Source organism: Pseudomonas sp. KB_15 (assembly GCF_052114525.1).
GTDB lineage: Bacteria > Pseudomonadota > Gammaproteobacteria > Pseudomonadales > Pseudomonadaceae > Aquipseudomonas.
The window spans coordinates 26,186-45,225 of record NZ_JBFREX010000028.1 but is presented as its reverse complement, the minus strand read 5'-3'; the positions used below and the strand labels follow the sequence as shown (position 1 = coordinate 45,225).

General features: G+C 58.3%; 15 protein-coding genes and 3 pseudogenes. 8 read left to right on the top strand and 10 right to left on the bottom strand.

Features of this window, described 5'->3' with window-relative positions:
• Nucleotides 1–22: 22 nt before the first annotated feature.
• From AB4Z35_RS20475 to AB4Z35_RS20445, 7 genes are all read right to left on the bottom strand, one after another.
• Entirely contained in the window at nt 23–565 is a 543-nt protein-coding gene (locus AB4Z35_RS20475) for an exonuclease domain-containing protein (RefSeq protein WP_442099030.1), read from the bottom strand.
• A 71-nt stretch (nt 566–636) separates the two neighbouring features.
• Nucleotides 637–2,598: an acetyl/propionyl/methylcrotonyl-CoA carboxylase subunit alpha gene (locus AB4Z35_RS20470; protein ID WP_442099028.1), complete on the bottom strand. Its 1,962-nt coding sequence runs from the start codon at nt 2,596–2,598 to the stop codon at nt 637–639.
• 110 nt (nt 2,599–2,708) lie between these two features.
• Nucleotides 2,709–3,506 (bottom strand): enoyl-CoA hydratase/isomerase family protein, encoded by a 798-nt coding sequence (locus AB4Z35_RS20465; protein WP_442099027.1) that lies wholly within the window; start codon nt 3,504–3,506, stop codon nt 2,709–2,711.
• Nucleotides 3,503–4,660 (bottom strand): citronellyl-CoA dehydrogenase, encoded by a 1,158-nt coding sequence (atuD, locus tag AB4Z35_RS20460; RefSeq protein ID WP_442099026.1) that lies wholly within the window; start codon nt 4,658–4,660, stop codon nt 3,503–3,505. The genes AB4Z35_RS20465 and atuD overlap by 4 nt, the downstream gene beginning before the upstream one ends.
• 24 nt (nt 4,661–4,684) lie before the next feature.
• Nucleotides 4,685–6,301 (bottom strand): geranyl-CoA carboxylase subunit beta, encoded by a 1,617-nt coding sequence (gene atuC / locus AB4Z35_RS20455; RefSeq protein WP_442099025.1) that lies wholly within the window; start codon nt 6,299–6,301, stop codon nt 4,685–4,687.
• Nucleotides 6,302–6,304: 3 nt separating this feature from the next.
• Nucleotides 6,305–7,174, bottom strand: coding sequence for an SDR family oxidoreductase (locus AB4Z35_RS20450; RefSeq protein WP_442099024.1), 870 nt, complete (start codon nt 7,172–7,174; stop codon nt 6,305–6,307).
• Nucleotides 7,175–7,186: 12 nt separating this feature from the next.
• Entirely contained in the window at nt 7,187–8,989 is a 1,803-nt protein-coding gene (locus AB4Z35_RS20445) for an acyclic terpene utilization AtuA family protein (RefSeq protein WP_442099022.1), read from the bottom strand.
• A 176-nt stretch (nt 8,990–9,165) separates the two neighbouring features.
• On the opposite strand from AB4Z35_RS20445, the gene AB4Z35_RS20440 reads away from it, so the two are divergent.
• The 3 genes and pseudogenes from AB4Z35_RS20440 to AB4Z35_RS20430 all read left to right on the top strand — a co-directional run.
• The gene (locus AB4Z35_RS20440) at nt 9,166–9,792 is read left to right on the top strand and encodes a TetR/AcrR family transcriptional regulator (RefSeq protein ID WP_442099020.1); all 627 of its coding nucleotides are present in this window, start codon (nt 9,166–9,168) and stop codon (nt 9,790–9,792) included.
• A gap of 93 nt (nt 9,793–9,885) precedes the next feature.
• Complete coding sequence (locus AB4Z35_RS20435) at nt 9,886–10,704, top strand: substrate-binding periplasmic protein (RefSeq protein ID WP_442099018.1); 819 nt, start codon at nt 9,886–9,888, stop codon at nt 10,702–10,704.
• A 255-nt stretch (nt 10,705–10,959) separates the two neighbouring features.
• Nucleotides 10,960–11,274: pseudogene (locus AB4Z35_RS20430) on the top strand (GNAT family N-acetyltransferase); the annotation flags it as partial.
• 132 nt (nt 11,275–11,406) lie between these two features.
• Here AB4Z35_RS20430 and AB4Z35_RS20425 read toward each other — a convergent pair.
• Nucleotides 11,407–11,955 carry an RNA polymerase factor sigma-70 gene (locus AB4Z35_RS20425; RefSeq protein WP_442099017.1) on the bottom strand — a complete coding sequence of 183 codons (549 nt, stop codon included), beginning with the start codon at nt 11,953–11,955 and terminating at the stop codon, nt 11,407–11,409.
• 276 nt (nt 11,956–12,231) lie between these two features.
• Nucleotides 12,232–12,336, bottom strand: a pseudogene (locus AB4Z35_RS20420) (IS110 family transposase); the annotation flags it as partial.
• Between AB4Z35_RS20420 and AB4Z35_RS20415 the strand changes: the two are divergent.
• Nucleotides 12,331–12,537 (top strand): annotated as a pseudogene (locus tag AB4Z35_RS20415) (AMP-binding protein); the annotation flags it as partial. The pseudogenes AB4Z35_RS20420 and AB4Z35_RS20415 sit on opposite strands and share 6 nt — an antisense overlap.
• Before the next feature lie 7 nt (nt 12,538–12,544).
• Here the strand turns inward: AB4Z35_RS20415 and AB4Z35_RS20410 are convergent.
• A complete protein-coding gene (locus AB4Z35_RS20410) occupies nt 12,545–12,889 on the bottom strand; it encodes a helix-turn-helix domain-containing protein (protein ID WP_442099015.1) in 345 nt (114 codons plus the stop codon).
• 414 nt (nt 12,890–13,303) lie between these two features.
• On the opposite strand from AB4Z35_RS20410, the gene AB4Z35_RS20405 reads away from it, so the two are divergent.
• The 4 genes from AB4Z35_RS20405 to AB4Z35_RS20390 all read left to right on the top strand — a co-directional run bounded on the left by AB4Z35_RS20405 (nt 13,304) and on the right by AB4Z35_RS20390 (nt 19,004).
• Nucleotides 13,304–14,161: a fibronectin type III domain-containing protein gene (locus AB4Z35_RS20405; RefSeq protein WP_442099013.1), complete on the top strand. Its 858-nt coding sequence runs from the start codon at nt 13,304–13,306 to the stop codon at nt 14,159–14,161.
• 456 nt (nt 14,162–14,617) lie between these two features.
• Entirely contained in the window at nt 14,618–15,106 is a 489-nt protein-coding gene (locus AB4Z35_RS20400; protein ID WP_442099012.1) for a CS1 type fimbrial major subunit, read from the top strand.
• A 104-nt stretch (nt 15,107–15,210) separates the two neighbouring features.
• Entirely contained in the window at nt 15,211–17,733 is a 2,523-nt protein-coding gene (locus tag AB4Z35_RS20395) for a TcfC E-set like domain-containing protein (protein WP_442099011.1), read from the top strand.
• A 50-nt stretch (nt 17,734–17,783) separates the two neighbouring features.
• Nucleotides 17,784–19,004: a hypothetical protein gene (locus AB4Z35_RS20390; RefSeq protein ID WP_442099009.1), complete on the top strand. Its 1,221-nt coding sequence runs from the start codon at nt 17,784–17,786 to the stop codon at nt 19,002–19,004.
• Nucleotides 19,005–19,040: the final 36 nt, after the last annotated feature.

Below are 19,040 nucleotides of genomic sequence, written 5' to 3'. Positions count from 1 at the left end.
GGCCCTGGGAGTCGTCACCTGTCTAAAGCGGAAGAACCAGCGGCAGCAGTCGTGCGGTATTGCGCGCATCTTCCAGCGCCCGGTGTTGCTGGCCGGTGAACTGCAGGCCAGCCAGTTGCAGAGCGCCGTTGAGCCCCAGCGGACGTTCCAGGCGTCGGGCCTTGGCAAAGCGCTGCTTGAGGTTCATGTGCGGCACGTTGGCCAGCGCACTGGCGAGCCCCAGCCGCTGCCATTCCTGAAGCAGTTGTTTGCGATCGTAATCGCCCCAGCTGACCCAGCCTTCAAGTCGCGTGTGGTGATGACCGAGCCAGCGTTCAAACGCCGGCCAGACTTCGCCCAGCGGTTGCGCGGCATCGATGTTGGCTTGGGTGATGTGCGTGAGTTCGCGGCAAAACGGTGTCAGCAACGGCCGCCGCAAGGGGCGGACGAAGCGCTGGAAGTAGTCCAGTTCGCGTCCTTTGCGGTCCACCAGGGTGGCGCCGATTTCAATGATTTCCATATCCGTTACGGGCCAACCACCCTCATCGGTGGTCGCCTCCAGATCAATGACCAGCCAGTGAGGCATTGCAGGGTTCCTGGTATCCGCGTCCTGATAGGCTTTGAGCGTAGCCAAACCCGGCGGTTCCGCCTAGCGGCTTATTCGATCTCCAACAGAATCTGCCGGTTTTTCACCTGATCCCCGACTTTTACTTGCAAGCGCTTGAGAACACCGTCTATGCCCGATTTCAACGGGTGCTCCATTTTCATCGCCTCCAGTACCACCAGTAATTGGCCTTTGGTCACCGGGCTGCCTTCATTGACCAGGACGTCGATAATCGCCCCGTCCATCGGTGCCTTGAGGGTGCCCGAGCTGACACTGGCCTGGCTGCAGACCTGCGCCTGAGTGCGATCCACGAACTGCAGACTGCCCGGACGGGTAAACAGCCAGAGATGCCCGGTCTCCAGGCGGTAAGCGTGGCGTTGGCGAACGCCTTCGATTTCGAGGGTGGCCCAGCGTCCGTCGCTGTGGATGATCTTCAGTTCGAGGCTGCGCTCGGCGACCTGAATGCGCAACGGCTCGCCCGGGATCGCCTGCAACGCTACCGGCCAGTCCTGATCGTCAAGGCCAATGCGATAGTGCAGCGGCACACTGGCGTTGTTGCGCCAACCAGACAGCGGTGCCGGATGAGCCTGCGCCGGCGCCTGATAGAACAGGGCGGCTGCGATGGCCAGGTGTTGCGCGTTTGGGACGTGAGGATGCAGGCAGGCATGCTCGGAAAAATGCTGCGGGATGAATCCGGTACTGAAATCACCGCAGGCGAACTGCGGGTGTTCCAGCAAGCTGGCCAGCAGGCGTTGATTGCTTTGCAGGCCCAGCAGCACGCTGTCTTGCACCGCCCGCAGCAATTTGCGCCGGGCTTCTTCGCGGGTGGCACCGTGGGCGATGAGCTTGCCGAGCATCGGGTCGTAGAAGGGACTGATGACCTGGCCTTCGATCAGGCCGTGGTCAATCCGCACGCCGTCCTGTAATGCCGGTTCCCAGGCCACGACGCGCCCGGTTTGCGGCAGGAAACCCCGGGCAGGATCTTCGGCATACAGGCGCACTTCCATGGCATGGCCCTTGAGTTGCACCTGCTCCTGGCGCAGCGGCAATGGTTGCCCCTCGGCAATGTTGAGTTGCCAGGCCACCAGGTCCAGCCCGGTGATCAGTTCGGTCACCGGGTGTTCCACTTGCAGCCGAGTGTTCATCTCCAGGAAGTAAAACTGCCCGCGCGCATCCAGCAAAAACTCTACGGTACCCGCGCCAACGTACTGCACCGCTCGGCCGGCCTTGAGCGCCGCTTCGCCCATGGCCTGCCGCAACTCAGGGGTCATTACCGGGCAGGGCGCTTCTTCGATGACTTTCTGATGCCGGCGCTGCACTGAACAATCGCGCTCACCGAGGTAAATCAGGTTGCCATGCCGGTCGCCGAACAGCTGAACCTCGACGTGACGTGGTTCGACAAGTGCCTGCTCAAGGATCAGTTCGCCGCTGCCAAATCCGTTCAGGGCTTCGGAGCGCGCAGTGCGAATCTGTTCCAGCAATTCGCCGGCGTCGTGCACCAGGCGCATACCGCGTCCACCGCCGCCAGCGCTGGCCTTGATCATCAACGGATAGCCGATGCGCTCGGCTTCGCGGCTCAGGGTGGTGTCGTCCTGTTCGACACCTTGATAACCATTGATGCAKGGCACGCCTGCTTCGATCATGGCGATTTTCGACAGGCGCTTGCTGCCCATCAGTTCGATGGCCTCGGGGCTGGGGCCGATGAAGGCGATGCCGGCGTCCCGGCAAGCGAGGGCAAACCCGGCGTTTTCCGAGAGGAAACCGTAGCCCGGATGGATCGCGTCCGCACCCGTGCGCCGGGCCGCTTCGAGGATCGCCGGGATGTTCAGGTAAGACTGTTGCACCGGGGCCGGGCCGATGTTGACCGCTTCGTCGGCCATCTGCACGTGCAGGGCATCGGCGTCGGCATCGCTGAACACGGCGACCGTGCGATAGCCTAGCGCCTGGGCCGTGCGCTGGATTCGGCAGGCGATCTCACCGCGATTGGCGATGAGTATTTTTTTGAGTCCGGGCATGGGTTGGCTCTCTGGTTTTTGCGGTGTCTGGTCGGGCCTCATCGCGAGCAAGCTCGCTCCCACATTTGAAATGCATTCCAGTGTGGGAGCTGGCTTGCCAGCGATGCTTTTCAGGAGGCCCACCCCGGTTTGCGTTTTTGCACGAAGGCCATCGTTCCCTCGACGCCTTCTGCCCCGGTCACCGCTTCGCTGAACCATTCGGCAGCCTGATCCAGCATGGCATCCGATGGTTGTCCGGTACTCGCCAGCAAAAGTTTCTTGGTCATCGCATTCGCCTCTGGAGCACAACACAACACATGGGCCAGGACCTCGTCGAGACGCTCGGCCAGGGCCTGCGGATCATGCTCGACAAAATGCACCAGCCCCATGCGCCGTGCCTGGTGACCATCAAAACGGGCCGCGGTCAGGGCCAGGCGCCGGGCCTCGGTCAGGCCGATGCGCTGGACCACGAATGGCGCGATCTGCGCCGGCAGCAGGCCGAGGCTGGTTTCCGGCAGGCCGAATTGCGCCTGGTGATCGGCCAGGGCGATATCGCTGACACAGGCCAGGCCGAAACCACCGCCAAGTACCGCGCCTTGCAGCACCGTGATCACCACTTGCGGGGCGTGTTGCACCTCTTGCAGCAGCGCACCGAACAGCCGGTTCAAGTCGCGGTGCGCACTGGCACCTTGAGCGCGGGCGTTGGTCATGTCCTTGAGGTCGCCGCCGGCACAGAAATGACCGCCGGCACCGCCGATCACCAGAGCGCGAACCCCTCGGTCATCGCGCACGGCTGTCAGCACCGAACGCAACTCGGTGACCATCTGCAAGCTCATCGCATTGCGGCATTCCGGGCGGTTGAGGGTGATATGCAGCACGCCGTTGTGCAGTTCCAGGAGCAAGGTCTGGCAAACCGGCAGGCTGCTCATTTCTTTTTCCCCGGCAGAATGCCCATCAGTTTGCAGATGATCCCCAGCATGATTTCGTCGGCGCCGCCGCCAATCGATACCAGCCGTACATCGCGGTAAGCCCGGGCCACCGGGTTGTCCCACATGAAGCCCATGCCGCCCCAATATTGCAGGCAACTGTCGCTGACTTCGCGGCCCAGCCGGCCGGCCTTGAGCTTGGCCATGGAGGCCAGGCGCGTGACGTCCTGGCCTTTGACGTATTGCTCGGTGGCCTGATAGACCAGCGCCCGCAGGCATTCGATTTCGGTTTGCAGTTCAGCCAGGCGGAAGTGGATCACCTGGTTGTCGATCAGCGCGTTACCGAAGGTTTTGCGCTCCTTGCAGTACTCGATGGTGCTGTCGACGCAATATTCCAGGCCCTTGATCATGTTGGCCGCGCCGAASAGGCGTTCCTCCTGGAATTGCAGCATCTGCATCATGAACCCCGCGCCTTCATGGCCGATGCGGTTGCGCTGCGGTACGCGCACATTGTCGAAAAACACCTGGGCGGTCTCCGAACTGCGCATGCCGAGCTTGTCCAGGTGCGAACTCAAGCTGATGCCCGGTGTGTTCATCGGCACCATGATCAGCGATTTGTTGATGTGCGGTTTGTCGTCCGACGTGTTGGCCAGCAGGCAGATGAAGTCGGCGCTCGGCGAGTTGGTGATCCACATCTTGCTGCCGTTGATCACGTAATCGTCGCCGTCCTTGCGCGCGGTGGTTTTCAATCCGGCGACGTCGGAGCCGGCACCGACTTCGGAAACGCCGATGCAACCGACCTGCTCGCCGCTGATGGCCGGGCGCAGGAATTCGTCGCGCAATTCATCGGAGCCGAAACGTGCCAGCGCCGGCGTGCACATGTCGGTCTGCACGCCGATGGACATCGGGATGCCGCCGCAATGAATGGTGCCGAACTCCTCGGCGGCAACGATCGAGTAGCTGTAGTCGAGTCCCATGCCACCGAATTTTTCCGGTTTGGAAATCCCCAGCAGGCCAAGGTCGCCGGCCTTGCGGAAAATTTCGTGGATAGGAAAGCGCCCGGCCTTTTCCCATTCATCGACGTGCGGATTGATCTCGTGCTCGACGAATTGGCGCACGGTGCGGCGCAGTGCTTCGTGTTCCTGGGTGAAGATCATTTTTATTGTTCTCCTTGAGCCGGCCTAGAGCCGCGCTACGCCAAAACTGTTGGCTTGCAATGGCCGCACCTCGGCCTCGTGACAGATATCCAGCAAGTAACCGAGCAGCGTCCTTGTATCCCGCGGGTCGATCAAACCGTCGTCCCACAGATTGGCACTGCCATAGAGCGCGGTGGACTGGCTGTCGAGTTTCTGCGCGGTGACCTGTTCCAGCATGTCGAGCATTTTCGGATCGGGCACCAGTCCGTCCTTGACCTGTTTGGCCTCGGTGACGATGCGCAGCACTTTGCCCGCTTGCGCGCCACCCATCACGGCGGTGCGGCTGTTGGGCCAGGCGAAGATGAAACGCGGGTCGAGGCCGCGTCCGCACATTGCATAGTTGCCCGCGCCATAGGAGCCACCGACGACGATGGTCAGCTTCGGCACCCGGGCATTGGCCACCGCTTGAATCATCTTCGCACCGTGTTTGATCACACCTTGTTGCTCCGATTCGGTGCCGACCATGAACCCGGTGGTGTTGTGGAAAAACAGCAGCGGCGTGCGGCTCTGGTCGCAAAGCTGAATGAACTGCGCGGCCTTGCTCGCACCTTTTGGCGTGATCGGGCCGTTGTTGCCGATGAAGCCGCAGGCGCGGCCCTGAATTTTCAGGTGACCGCACACGGTCTGCTGATCGAACTCGCCCTTGAATTCAAGAAAGTTCGAAGCGTCGGCGAGACGGGCGATGATTTCGCGCACGTCGTAAGGTTTTTTCGGGTCATCCGGGATCAGGCCCAGCAATTCGTCGATGGGGTAGAGCGGCTCCTCCCAATGCCGTTCGGGCAGGTGAGGCAATTGCTGGTTCCACGGCAACAGGCTGACGATCTCGCGCACCTGACGCACGCCGTCGGCATCGCTCTCCGCCAGGTATTCGGCGGTGCCGGCGGTTTGTGCGTGCATCTCGGCGCCGCCCAGTTCTTCATCGGTCGCGACCTCGCCGGTGGCGGCCTTGAGCAGGGGCGGGCCGGCGAGAAACAGCTTGGCCTTGCCGCGCACCACCACCACGTAATCCGACAATCCCGGCTGATAGGCGCCGCCCGCCGTGGCCGAACCGTGCACCACAGTGACCTGCGGCAACCCCATGGCCGACATCCGCGCCTGATTGGCAAAGCTGCGCGCGCCTTCGACGAAAATCTCTGCCGCGTAATTGAGGTTGGCGCCGCCGCTTTCGGCGAGGGTGATCACCGGCAGTTTGTTTTCCATGGCGATCTGTTGCAGGCGCAGGGATTTTTTCAAACCGGCGGGTGAAATGGTCCCGCCCTTGATTGCGCTGTTGTTGGCGACTACCAGCACACGCACACCAGACACGTAACCAATGCCGGCGATCAAACCGCCACCGGCGGAGCTGCCGTCCTTGTCGTCGTGCAGCTTATAGCCGGCCAGGCTGGCCAGTTCGAGAAACGGCGCGCCGGGGTCCAGCAGCAGATTGAGGCGCTCGCGGGGCAGCAGTTGGCCGCGTTTTTCAAACCTGGGTTTGGCTTCGGCAGCCTTGTTCAGCAGGTTCTGTTCGAGCGCGCGGACTTGCTCGATGGCGTTCAGCATCGCCGCACGGTTCTGGGCGAACTGCTCGCTGTGGGGGTCGAGTTGCGACTGAATCACCGGCATGGCTTATTCCTTGCTCTTCAACACGTCTGGCAAGTAGGCGCGGTGAAAACCGTTGTACGACTCGCTGTTGGTCGCCTTGTGAATCGGCCAGGCACGCCCGCCGAGGCTGGCGGCGCCGTCGATGCGCAAGGTGCTGCCGCTGACGAACGCCGCTGCCGGGCTGAGCAGGAAAACAATCGCCGCGCTGACTTCCGATTCGGTGCCGATGCGCTTGAGCGGCACGTGTTCGCGCAAAGTCGGAATCGCAGCCTTGAATGCGCCTTCGTAGGTGTCCATGCCGCTGGAGGCAATCCAGCCCGGCGCCACGGCGTTGACCCGCACCCCGGCATAACCCCATTCGTACGCGGCGGTCTTGGTCAGGTTGTCCATGCCCGAACGTGCCGCGCCGGAGTGGCCCATCCCGGGCATGCCGCCCCACATGTCAGCGAGCATGTTGACGATGGCGCCGCCGTGCTTGCTCATGGACTGGTTGAACACTTCCCGGGCCATCAGGAAACCGCCCACCAGATTGGTGCGCATCACGGTTTCGAACCCCTTCTGATTGATCGATGCCAGGGGCGACGGGTACTGCCCGCCAGCGTTGTTGACCAGGCCATGAATGGGGCCATGTTTGCGGATCAATTCGCTGACCAGGTGCTGCACCGGTTCTTCCTCGCGGATGTCGCAAACCGCCCAATCGGCCTTGCCACCGTCTTCGGCGATCTCCGCCGCAACGGTTTTCAGCTTGTCGGCCTTGCGCCCGACCAGCAGCACATGGGCGCCGAGGGCCGCCAGTTCGTGGGCGGTGCAGCGGCCGATGCCACTGCCACCACCGGTGACAATGATGTTTTGGCCGGCAAACAAATCGGCTTTGAAAATCGAATCGTAGGCCATGGCGGCAATCCTCTAGTTGAACTGGTCGGCGATGCGCTGCGGCACCGGAATCTGGATTTCCAGCAGTTGCTGGGCGAAGGCCTTGCCTTGCGGATCGATTCGCAGGCTGGCGACACCGCCGCCGCCGAGGGCGTTTTCCAGCAGGAAATTCAGGCTGTGGCTGGCGGGCAAGTACCAGCGTTCGACTCGCCCGTGGATTGGATCGAGGACATGGCCCATCCAGTCGACGATCACTTCCGGGGTCAAGGCCTCGGCGATCCATGGCAGGAATTCGGGCGCGCGGGCCATGACGCCGATGTTGCTGTGGTTGCCCTTGTCGCCAGAGCGGGCGACCGCCAGTTTGACCAGGGCCACGCTGGCGTCGGCCAGGCCAGTCGGTTTCGGTGGCGCGAGTGGGGCTGGCAGGTCCAGCGGGTCGAGCACATCGAGGGCGGGCAGGGCACACCGGTGGCGCTGGCCCATGAAGTCAATGTCCAGCGTGCAGGCGGTTTTGTCGATGAGGAACGAGAACAGCCGGATCAGCGGATACACTGTCGGCCGCCCACCGACAATCCCGGTCAGCCCCGGCGCCATGCCGGTGGCGGCCTGGGCGATTTCCCGGGAGAACACGATCAAGGCCTGCTTGTCCGGATGGCGCACGGCGAGTTTGATCACCACTTCGCGGCAGTCCTGGCGCTGGCCGTGGGGGCCGTAGGTGGCCTCGCTGCCCAGCAACTCGATACTCACGTCGCTGTAGGGCGCCCAGCCGCGCTGGCTGAACATTTCCGAGGTCTTGTTGATGATCGCCGCGCTGACGCGCCGCGCCTTGTCGACGGCATCGATGCCGGCAATCAGGCAACTGGCGGTGCAGCGAAAACCATCGGGGTAGGTGGCGCTGACCTTGTATTGAGCCGTCGGTGGCAGGCCTTTGGCACCGTGCACCTGCACCGCGTTCTTGCCTTGTTGCAGCAGTTTGACCTGAGTGAAATCGCACACCACGTCGGGCAACAGATACGCGCGCGGGTCACCAATTTCGTACAACATCTGCTCGCCCACCGTCAGCGGCGTGACCAGCCCGCCGGTCCCTTCGGGTTTGCTGACGATGAACTGGCTGTCGGCGCTGACTTCGACGATGGGAAAACCGATGTGTTCGTAGTCGGGGACGTCGCGCCAATCAGTGAAGTTGCCGCCCGTGCACTGGGCGCCGCATTCGATGATGTGCCCGGCCAATGCCGCCTGGGCGAGCTTGTCGTAGTCGTGCCACGACCAGCCGAATTCATGCACCAGAGCGGCGCTGACCACGGCACTGTCGACCACGCGCCCGGTGATCACGATGTCTGCCCCCAGACGCAAGGCTTCGACGATGCCGGGTGCACCGAGGTAAGCATTGGTCGAGACGCACATCGATGGCAGGGGCGCGCCGCTGAACATTTCATGAATGCCCAGGTTGCCCAGCTGTTTGAATTGCGGTTGCAGATCGTCACCCAGCAGCACGGCGATCTTCAGCGCCACCCCGGCCTTGTCGCAGGCCGCTTGCAGGGCGGCGGCACAGGCTTGGGGATTGACCCCGCCGGCATTGCTGATGACCCGGATGTTTTGCTCCGCGAGTTGCGGCAGCAAGGGCGCGAGGACTTCGATGAAGTCGCCCGCATAGCCGGCCTGGGGATCTTTCATCCGCGCACCGGCCATGATCGACAGGGTGATCTCGGCCAGATAGTCAAAGACCAGATAGTCCAGATGTCCGTGTTCCACGAGTTGCGCGGCGGCGGTCGAGGTATCGCCCCAGAAGGCGCTGGCGCAACCGATGCGAATTGTTTTAGGCGCAGTCCATTCCATAGCCACCTCCAACCGAAGTGCGTCGACATTACCAAGCAAGCGCTTGGTTTGTAAATGAGTTGATTATCTTCTGCCCAAGCGCTTGCTTGGTTGCATCCATGAGCATAAATTGCCCGCGCAACCCCGCTGTTTCGGGGGATCGGCGTTACTGATTGATCGACTGTAGGAGAGAACGGGTGGACGAGCAAAAAGCCCTGAGGGTCATGCGCGAATTGGTGGACGACGGCCAATTGACCGACCCGGACAGCGCCCGTGGCAAGCTGCTGCAAGTGGCGGCCCACCTGTTCCGCAATAAAGGCTATGAGCGCACGACCGTGCGCGATCTGGCCGGCGCTGTGGGCATTCAGTCGGGGAGTATTTTCCATCACTTCAAAAGCAAGGACGAAATCCTGCGCGCCGTGATGGAAGAAACCATACGCTACAACACCGCGTTGATGCGTGCGGCCATCGCCGAGGCCGGCAATGTGCGCGAACGGGTGCTGGCGTTGATCCGCTGTGAATTGCAGTCGATCATGGGCGGCAGCGGCGAGGCCATGGCCGTGCTGGTCTACGAATGGCGCTCGCTGTCCGAAGACGGCCAGGCCAGGGTTCTGGCGCTGYGGGACATCTACGAAGACATCTGGCTGCAAGTACTTGGCGAAGCCAAGTCCGCCGGGTTTATCCGCGGTGATGTGTTCATCACCCGACGGTTCCTGACCGGCGCATTGTCCTGGACCACGACCTGGTTTCGCGCCGGCGGCAGCATGAGCCTCGATCAGTTGGCCGATGAGGCGTTGATATTGGTGCTGGAAGAGCAGCAATAAAGTTGAATTGGCCAGCATTAAACTGGCTAATTGGATGAAACCGCCTAGCTTGAATGCATTGATGCCGTTTTATTGGGGAGTGGGGGCGTTTTGATGGGTTTGCCAATTCGGACAGCCTCGCAGCTTTTGCTGGCGATGCTTGCGGCGTCAACGGTGATACCGTCCCAGGCTGCGCAACTGGTGCGTATTGGTGCCGCGCACTTTCCGCCCTACACCGTGCGCCCGGAATCCGGGGCCGATACCGGGTTGCTGCCGCAACTGGTCGAGGCCCTGAACGCATCGCAAAGTGACTACCAGTTTGTCCTGGTGCCCACTTCCATTCCCCGACGCTTCGGTGACTTCAAGCAGGACCGGGTCGACATGGCCATCTTCGAAAATCCCGCCTGGGGTTGGGAGGAGATCCCCCACACGGCCGTCGATATGGGGCTGGAGGACGCCGAGATTTTTGTCGCGCAACGCCTGCCTGATCGACAGCAAAACTATTTTGCCGACCTGAACGGCAAGCGTCTGGCATTGTTCAGCGGCTATCACTACGAATTCGCCAATTTCAATGCCGACCCCAAGTACCTCGCGGAAAACTACAACGCCACGCTGACCTATTCCCATGACAGCAATCTGCTGATGGTGTTACGCGGTCGCGCCGACATCGCCCTGGTGACGCGCTCTTACCTGAACGACTATTTTTTGCGCAATCCGAATGTCGCCAAGGAGTTGTTGGCGTCCGATCGCATCGATCAGGTCTATCACCATTACGCCATCCTGCGTCCGACCGCGCCCATCAGCGGCGAGGCCTTCGGCAAGTTGTTGCAAGGCTTGCGGGACAACGGCCAGATGCTGAAAATTTTCGACCCGTACAAGATTGCGATTGTGCCGATCCCGCACAACGAACCGGATTCACAGGTTGCCAAGTGATGGTCTTTTCCTAAGTTTCCCGCCGTGGCTCACGTCACCTCGTTGAACTGTCGACGATTATCGTGAGCCTGATCCATGCCCAATCTGAATGACCTGACTGCCCTGTATCTGCCGACAGGCAGTCGTCTTGCCGCTGATGAAACGCAAAGCCGCCTGAGTCTCAGCTTGAAGGGCAACCGTTGCTAACCCTGTGGCTGATGCGTGGCCCCGAATTGCACGTGCAACTGGAGGAGCATTTCGGTCGCCCTGAAGGGCAGGGAAGATCGCGTCGCACCGTTCTACGAAGCCGGGGATTACGAGCGCGGTATCCACATGCTGGTGGGCGAAGAAAATCACCGCGGTCCGCACAAGGTGGCGAGCTGGTTATCGGCGCTGGTGCATTACCTGTTTCTTGATGATCCGCGCACGCAGCGCGTGGTGGCCGAGCCTCGTACCGATAACGCGAAGATGATCGGGTACATGCAGAACCAGTGCTTTCACTGCGAGAAAGAGTTCGACTTCCCGCACAAGCGTGCGGCCTTGATGGTGTTGGGGTGGAAGCGGTTTTTTGATCGCTGCAGACTGGCCTGATGTTCAAGGCTCAAGTGTTTCTTTGATCTCGAGTCCGCTATCGCGAGCAGGCTCGCTCCCACATTTGCCCTGTGTTCGCAGGATCCTGTGGGAGCGAGCTTGCTCGCGATAGGGGCAATGATTTTTCAGATATTAACGACGAGCAGCCGCATCACCCCGCTTGCCCGACACCTTGCGGCAGTGCACCAGCGCATCACGAATCATGAAGTTCACCAGGGTCGGTGAGACACCGAGTTCCCTGGCGATGTCTTTTTGCGGTACGCCGTGCAGGCGATACATTTCGAAGGCGTAGCGGGTGCGGCTCGGCAGCTCGGTCAACGCATCGGCAATGTGCTCCAGCGTCGAGAAATTCATGTGTGAAGTTTCCGGTGACGCACCCTGGATCACCACATTCAGCCCTTCCTCTTCAGGGCCGGAATACTTCTGCTCCAGCGCCTGCTTGCGGTAGTGGTCGATCGCCAGGTTGCGCACGATCTGGAACAGGTAGCTCAGCTGAGCCTTGATCGAACCGGTGATGGGCGGGGCCGATTGCAGCCGGAAGAATGCGTCCTGCACAACATCTTCGGCACGTGAACGGCAACCGGTAATTCGGGCTGCGATCTTCACCAGAATCAATCGATTGTCGACGAATGCCTGAAGTAGCGGTGTATCGCACCTGCTTGTGGATACTGGTTCCATCATGGAAATCACCCTGCTGCCAAAAGGTTAGCGGGACGGCGAAGAAACCTGGGGGCCGTCCTATACATCGAGCGACAAACTAGGTTCAATGATAATGATTGTCAAATGAGAAAAATAACTAATTCGTCGTGCCGGTGCGAAGTGAGAACTGCGACACGTTGATTCACTTCAGTGCGCTTGGTGCTCCAGCCGACACCTAATTATTTCACGACGTCTTCCGTTCTCATTGGTGAATGAAACAGCGCAATCCTCGTAACCCTGTAGATACTCTGTTCCCGGTCAAGCTTTCAGCAGATGCTTATCGCTGAAAAGCTTGGCCGTGTCGAAATCCTCTCCCGAGCGCATGCACGCCAACAAACCCGTCAGGTATTTGCGCATAACCGCGCCGTGTTGCTGTTCCCCAGCGGCCCGGATTACGTCGCGGCGTTCTTCGGTTGCCTGTACGCCGGGGTGATCGCAGTGCCGGCCTACCCGCCGGGGTCGACGCGACGTCATCACCAGGAACGCCTGTTGTCGATCATCAGCGATGCCGAACCGCGCTTGCTGCTGACCAGCGGCGGACTGCGCGATGGGTTGCAGCAAATTTGGTGCGCTACAAACCTTTCGACGCTAATCGGGTTAGCTGCGCAACCGCTGGATGAAGTTCTGTCTCTCCCTCCAAATGGATCATTCCCATTTCCAGCGCTTTGATCAGCGCCAGCCAGCGCGAGCTGACGCCGAATTTTCGACGAATATTGCAGAAGTGATAATTCACCCCCGCCTCGGAGCAATTGAGGATCCGTCCGATCTCCCATGATGATTTGCCAATGGCACACCACTTCAGGATTTCCTGCTCTTTGGCAGAGAGGTTCAGGGGGATATGAGGTGTATCCGCGTAGCTGTGGGGCTTGGCGGGTAGCGTTTTGGGTTGGAACTGGATTGGGCTCGCAGTGTGCATGGCTGGTCTCCCGGGGTAGGGGCGCCCCGGAGGGCGGTGGGTAACTCCAGGACTCTTTTATAGCGCGATTCAGCGTCGTAGGAACCTGTAAGAAATAACAGTTCGGTGGGCTTTTTTCGCAGGCTGGTTGCGAGTGTAGGTTAAGGGGCCAAATGTATGCTTGCTAAGTTAGTGGTGTTTTTTTTTGTTCGGGAGTGTATGCGTGTTGCAGCGATTGGGTTTGTTGAAGCGAATGGGAAGGTGGGTGTTAAGTTTTTGAAAAGTGGAAGATTTTCGCGAGCTGGAAGTGATTTCTATAGTGTACTAGCAGTTCTGCTAGTGTGTGGGTGGCTTTTTTTATGGGTTAATGCAGGCGCGGAGTGTTTTTATGAAAAAAGCACTGTAGTTGTAAAATTTTTCTTTTGGAGATGGTAAATGAATCAGCCAGTTTTGAATCAGCCAGTTCTCAATAAGCCAAATTTCGATGAGTCACCTCTTACCTGGAAAATTGAAGGTGTGACAAGAAATACTATAGAATTGTCGTGGGAGCGTCGCCCAGGTGTAGTGGAATATTTTCTTGCTACTGCAAGCGGACATCCTGGGGGAGTGATTTATCAAGGGGGCGATACAACATTTACTATCGAATCGCTTAAGTCAAATACCGCCTATTCTTATTTTATTAGTGGAAGAAATGCTGATGGGAAGAGTACTAAGCTGGCCTTGATCAACACACGTACGGCAGTTAGAGGGATTCCGGAAGCACCAAGTTTTTTCGAAGCATTTGGTCAAACGCTTACAGAAGTGTCTTTCTATTGGAATGAAGGAGTGGTAGATGGAGGTCCGCTTCGTTATGAAATAGAAAGAGACGGGGATTTGATCGAGACACCTTCACGTCCTCCCTATACAGATACAAATCCTCAGCAGGGAAGGGACCATCTTTACTGCATACGTACCATTGATGATGAGTTTCATCGTTCTGAGCCTCACTGTGTAATCGTCAGCTTCAAGGACATTACCCCACCCACAGACCCTTCGAATTTGCGTGTCGAAGATGTTCAGTTGAAAGCGAAGTGGACCCCATCGTACGACAGTTCCCTGAGGGTTACTTATACAGTTGATCTGGGAGTCGATAATCAATTGGGAACTACAACGGAGCCGGAGTTTACTTTTACCGGATTGCAATCGGGGAAACAATATGAAATTGGAGTGACAGCCTCTGATGAAGCCGGTAATAAGTCGAACAGGGTGGTCATTCAGTATCCGGTACTGGGTATTCCTCCTCAGAGGAAATAGTCGTTCCCTGTGTCGCTGACCATGCGTGCATGAAAAAGTCCCGATGCCTGTGCATCGGGACTTTTTTTGTGCGCCGGTAAGCACGTCCGGTTGATTTTCACATCAAAGAGCTCTTTCAGCCCCGGTACACCCTCGGGGTCTACCGCCCCGCCTCCTCGCTGAACGCTTCCCGACATCCCTGAAGAGCTTCAAAACACTCCCCCGACAACACTTGCGCAACGGGCCAGCGGCACTCGGGCCCCTTTCATTATTCGCGCGCGAAGGTGTTTAAGTCGCAGGGATTTATCCTACAGAATGTTCGGATAGTTCTGGCATACCGGTACTACAGAAAACGAGAAGATGCGCGCCGTTGAAACGCAACATCATATTTACTGATGTTGATCAATAACCCGGTGCCTGACTTTTGTCGCTTGGCTGAAGCACGCACTATTAATCAGATGTTTAAAGGTGAATCCAATGTTCAAGAAAATTGCAATTTCTGCCCCGGTGCTTGCTTTGGCTTTTGTTTCCTCGGCTGCCATGGCTGCTCCACAAACTCACACCGTTCAAGTCGTCGCTGATATCCCGAGCACCGACTTCTATGTGCAGCCAGTCAACCACGACACTGTAGCCATGCCTCAACAATTGCTCTGGAATGCTACAACTTCCAAGCTGGAAGGCATCAGCCGTGACTTCAAGGCGAAAAGCGCCGTTGCCGCTGGTCCTGCCATCAAGGCAACTCTGCTGGACCCAGCAGTCATGACCTCTGGCACAGAAGAAATTCAGTTGGACGTCAAGTTCAATAGCGTTGCGCTGACTCTGGGCAGCGAAGTAGATGTTGTTCCCGCTGGCGGTGCAACCACTGAAATCATCGCTCCCCTGAGCATTACGCCAATCGAACCTGGCGCCGGTTACAAGGAAGGTAACTACACCGGAAACGTTCGTGTGATGTTCGACGCGCCTTGATGATTGTTGGATAAGTTCCAACTATCTGCACGTCCTTTATGTGGCCGGCGCAGCCGGCCGCATTCTTTCTTGCATATGCAAGCGCTAACTTGAGATGTTGATCAATGTTCTCGATGACTCCTATCGCAGGAGCGCTTGCGCTTATTATTTGCGCAGGTGCGCTTGCCAGTGAAAGCAAGCCTGCGAACAAGTCCGTAAGTTTGCTCCAGCAGGCTGAAGGTTTGCCTGCAGAGTTTCATGAATTCTTTTTTGATGTTCCATTGGCTGTTCGAGTCGAAGTCGATCGACAGTTCCTGGGCGAAGCCATGATCCTGTTGACCCGTGATGAGCGAGTGACGCTGATCAACTTTACGGATACACGCAACAGTGACCTTACTTCGAGCGAGCGTGATGAGTGGGCTGCATTCCTGACGCAGGGCGTGGCATTGGGTGCCTGTAAAAGTGGCTGCCCTCGGCAATTGCAGTCGGTTCACTACAGTCTGGAAGACTCGATGGTGTCGTTGGTGACGGCGAACGCCGAGCGCGATCCGCAAACCCGACTGTTTCATGACCAGCCTGAAGGCGGCAGCCACGGTATGATTGTGCGCAATCAACTGAACATCAGCGGCGGTCAGCAGCAGAATGTCGCCGGCCGTTATGGCCTGGAGGCATCCGCGAGCCTGGGCAACTGGACGAACACGTTCAATGCTCAACTGTCGCGCATGTCAGGTATAGACACGGGCATCAAGCATGCTGTCCATGAGTTGCATACCCAACGGGAACTGGAGGGCACCTTCATCCGTGCCGGGTATTTCACGCCCAGTGCCCAAGGTCTGACTCGGTCTGTACGCACCATCGGGCGAGGTCCCGACACGGTAATGGGCCTGATGTACGGCAGTTCCGACAGCCTGGCAATCGACAACGCCAACCCCAGTCTCTATCCCATTACGGTGACCGCCAACCGACAAGCGATGGTGGAAATCTATCGCAACGGTGTGCTGATCAACAGTCAGCAGGTGGCGAGCGGTCTGCAGACGCTCGATACACGTCCGCTGCCTGGCGGAATCTACGAAGTGGAAGTACGTGTGGTCGAAGACGGTCAAGTGATTACCACCACTTCGGAGCTTATTTACAAGCCCACTAACTGGCGCAACCCGGAAAATCGCTGGCGCTACAACCTGTTCGCCGGTCGCGAGAGCAAACTGCTCAGCAATTGGCAGGAGCGTGATGACGGTGAACTGACGGCAGGCGCAGCCTTTAACTTCTTGCTGCACCCGCGAGTTGTCCTGGGGCTTTCCGCCCGTCAGGTCAAGGAACAGATGCAGTTGGGCACCTCTGCCGACTTGACGGTGGGCGAGAAAACTTCCGTTTACACCAGCCTTTCCCAGACCAAGGGAGAAGGCACGGGGATGGAGGTGCAAGGTGTGCATCGCTACAACGGCGGCAGTGTGGTGTTGCGCCATCAACGCAGCTGGCTGGACACCCGTAATACTTACGAAGTGCTGCCGGACGGGACACACATCCGTCATCGCAACACCTACAACGGACAAACCAGCAATACATCGCTGTCGGTGAATCAGCGCTTGAACAGCAAGAGTTCGCTCAGCGCGCAAGTGTCCCATAGCCAGGGCTACTCCGAAGGCGTGGGCATCGACCTGAGCTGGACCCGCAACGCACAGTTGTTCGGCAGCAGCGCCGACTGGCGCGTGGCGGTGTTCGATCGACCGGGCACGGTTGGCACTGCCGGCCAGCGAAACCGCGGGATCGATATCAGCCTGCGCATGGCACTGGGTTCCGACGGTCACCAGGTGACCGGTAGCGTCGGTCAACGTACATCGCGTGACGGTGGACGGGATCCCAACGCGTCCGCCACCTATCGTCGCGACCTCAAGGATCACGTCCTGCAAAGTGTTTCTGCAACCGTCAGTAAAGACGTGTTCGGGACAGGTCAGGCGGGCACGGCTGATTTCAAGACTGACCAGGTCAGCGGTTCGATGCATGCGCAACGTTCCTCCTACAACGGTCAGATCAGCGGCGGTTTGAATCTGGACAGTACTTTGGCGGTCAGTGGCAAAAAACTCGTATTGAGTAGCCAGGCCTCGACCGGAGAGGCGGGAATGATCGTCGATGTCGAAAGCGATCTCGATGATATCGAGCTGCGGGCCGACGACTTCGCCGGTACCCATGCCACGTTGCGGCCGGGCCGCAATTTCATTCCCGTTTCGGCGTACAAGAACGGCACGGTGAATTTTGATTTCAAGGGCACCGATGTTCCCGCGGCGGCAATCCAGCCTGCGCGCACCACCTATCACTTGAACAAGGGAGGGGTGGATTATCGCCAGGTGCGCATTCTGAAGACCGTGACCGTGATGGGGCGCTTGTTGGATGCTGGTGGAAAGCCTTTGAAAGGCCATCACGTTATCAACCACGCCAGTCGTGGTGTCAGCGAAGTTGATGGGTTCTTTTCCATGGAACTTAGCGAGAATTCTCCTACACTCGAAGTGCGGCACGACAGTCAGTTGTTATGCCAGTTCAGGCTCGATCCAGCCTCCCAGCGTCGAGAGAATGATGTGCTGATGGTAGGGGATCTGCGGTGTCATCCGGACACCTTGGCCGAAGCTGCTTATAAGTCTGAGAAAGCCAGTTGATGGGCACTTATACAACAGCAGTCAGAACATGGCGTACACAGGACAGTCAAATGAACAAGTTAATCAACCGTCTGGTGCTGGGATCGGCACTTTGCGGGTTTGCAAGTTTAGCCAATGCCGCTGTATTGGACGTACAAGCCGAGATCAGGCCGGATTCGATTAATCCGGGAAGCGCGGAGATTGTCAACAACACACCTGTCACCGGGTACTGCACGGAATTTCCGAGTAATTGCAGCAGTAAGGGAATTCGAAGTAACAGCTTTCCTATTGAATTTAGCCGGTCAGGGCTCATTCCCAAGGATCAGGTGATCCCCTTTGCTTTTCCGGCAACATGGCGCACATTTACTGTCTCACATTCGAGTATTCCTGGCGAAACGGCGGAGATTCAAATTCGCATTGCCGGAGCGGGAACCCGTTATCGCCTGGGTACTACAGCACAACAGATAACCGGTATGCCGGCGGGGCGGCCTCCGTTTGACTATCACGCCTATCTCTGGAATCCCTCGTGGGCTGAGGCAACTGCTCCTTGCCAAAGAGTAAACCAAACTTCCCAGGGTGCTTATGGTAATGGAGTAGAGTTCACCGCGTTCTGGTTGATACCTGAGAACGTCACTACTTGCCAAAGGAGTCCGGATTTCGACATTCCCGGCATGACCATGCAAAGGCTCGATGTACATTATGAGTTGCGGGCTGTTCGACCGGAACAATTGATAAGTGGTAACTATCAAGGGTCGTATACCTACTCCACCAGCGGCGATTTCGATATGGGTGTCTTGACCCCCAATGACGGTGCAATGACATTCAATTTGAACCTGGCGGTAAAGCAGGACGTCAACGTCAAAATGTCCGCCGACAGTGTTGCCCTGGCACCCAAGGGCGGCTGGATGGAGTGGATCACCCATGGAAGACGACCCGAGAAAATATTGGGTGACTTGCGGTTTTTCATCTTGACGTCTTCGCCGTTTAAAATGGATCTCAGCTGCAGTCAATCGGGAGTTGGAACCTGTCTGATAAACAACGGTACCCACGAAGTACCTGTCGATATCAGTGTCAGCCTGCCAAGTCCTTGGGTGGACGATGCAGGCCAGTCGGTAGTACGGCGTCCGCTGACGATAGGCGGTGCCGGCCTGGAGCATCTGAAGCCTATAGGATTGCCCACACGACAACCCAGCCTGCTGCATTTTGAAGTGCCGCAAGATTCAGTTGCAACAATGCACGACGATAGCAGTTATCGAGGAACCGTTAATATAACTTTTGATTCCGATATCTAATCGCAGTAGCAAAGCCTGAGGCTTACTCAGGCTGTT

Excerpts from the sequence above, each read along its gene's own strand:
- AB4Z35_RS20475 (WP_442099030.1), bottom strand. The coding sequence starts at position 565 with ATGCCTCACTGGCTGGTCATTGATCTGGAGGCGACCACCGATGAGGGT.
- AB4Z35_RS20465 (WP_442099027.1), bottom strand. The coding sequence starts at position 3,506 with ATGAGCAGCCTGCCGGTTTGCCAGACCTTGCTCCTGGAACTGCACAAC.
- atuC (WP_442099025.1), bottom strand. The coding sequence starts at position 6,301 with ATGCCGGTGATTCAGTCGCAACTCGACCCCCACAGCGAGCAGTTCGCC.
- AB4Z35_RS20450 (WP_442099024.1), bottom strand. The coding sequence starts at position 7,174 with ATGGCCTACGATTCGATTTTCAAAGCCGATTTGTTTGCCGGCCAAAAC.
- AB4Z35_RS20445 (WP_442099022.1), bottom strand. The coding sequence starts at position 8,989 with ATGGAATGGACTGCGCCTAAAACAATTCGCATCGGTTGCGCCAGCGCC.
- AB4Z35_RS20435 (WP_442099018.1), top strand. The coding sequence starts at position 9,886 with ATGGGTTTGCCAATTCGGACAGCCTCGCAGCTTTTGCTGGCGATGCTT.
- AB4Z35_RS20425 (WP_442099017.1), bottom strand. The coding sequence starts at position 11,955 with ATGATGGAACCAGTATCCACAAGCAGGTGCGATACACCGCTACTTCAG.
- AB4Z35_RS20410 (WP_442099015.1), bottom strand. The coding sequence starts at position 12,889 with ATGCACACTGCGAGCCCAATCCAGTTCCAACCCAAAACGCTACCCGCC.
- AB4Z35_RS20405 (WP_442099013.1), top strand. The coding sequence starts at position 13,304 with ATGAATCAGCCAGTTTTGAATCAGCCAGTTCTCAATAAGCCAAATTTC.
- AB4Z35_RS20400 (WP_442099012.1), top strand. The coding sequence starts at position 14,618 with ATGTTCAAGAAAATTGCAATTTCTGCCCCGGTGCTTGCTTTGGCTTTT.
- AB4Z35_RS20395 (WP_442099011.1), top strand. The coding sequence starts at position 15,211 with ATGTTCTCGATGACTCCTATCGCAGGAGCGCTTGCGCTTATTATTTGC.
- AB4Z35_RS20390 (WP_442099009.1), top strand. The coding sequence starts at position 17,784 with ATGAACAAGTTAATCAACCGTCTGGTGCTGGGATCGGCACTTTGCGGG.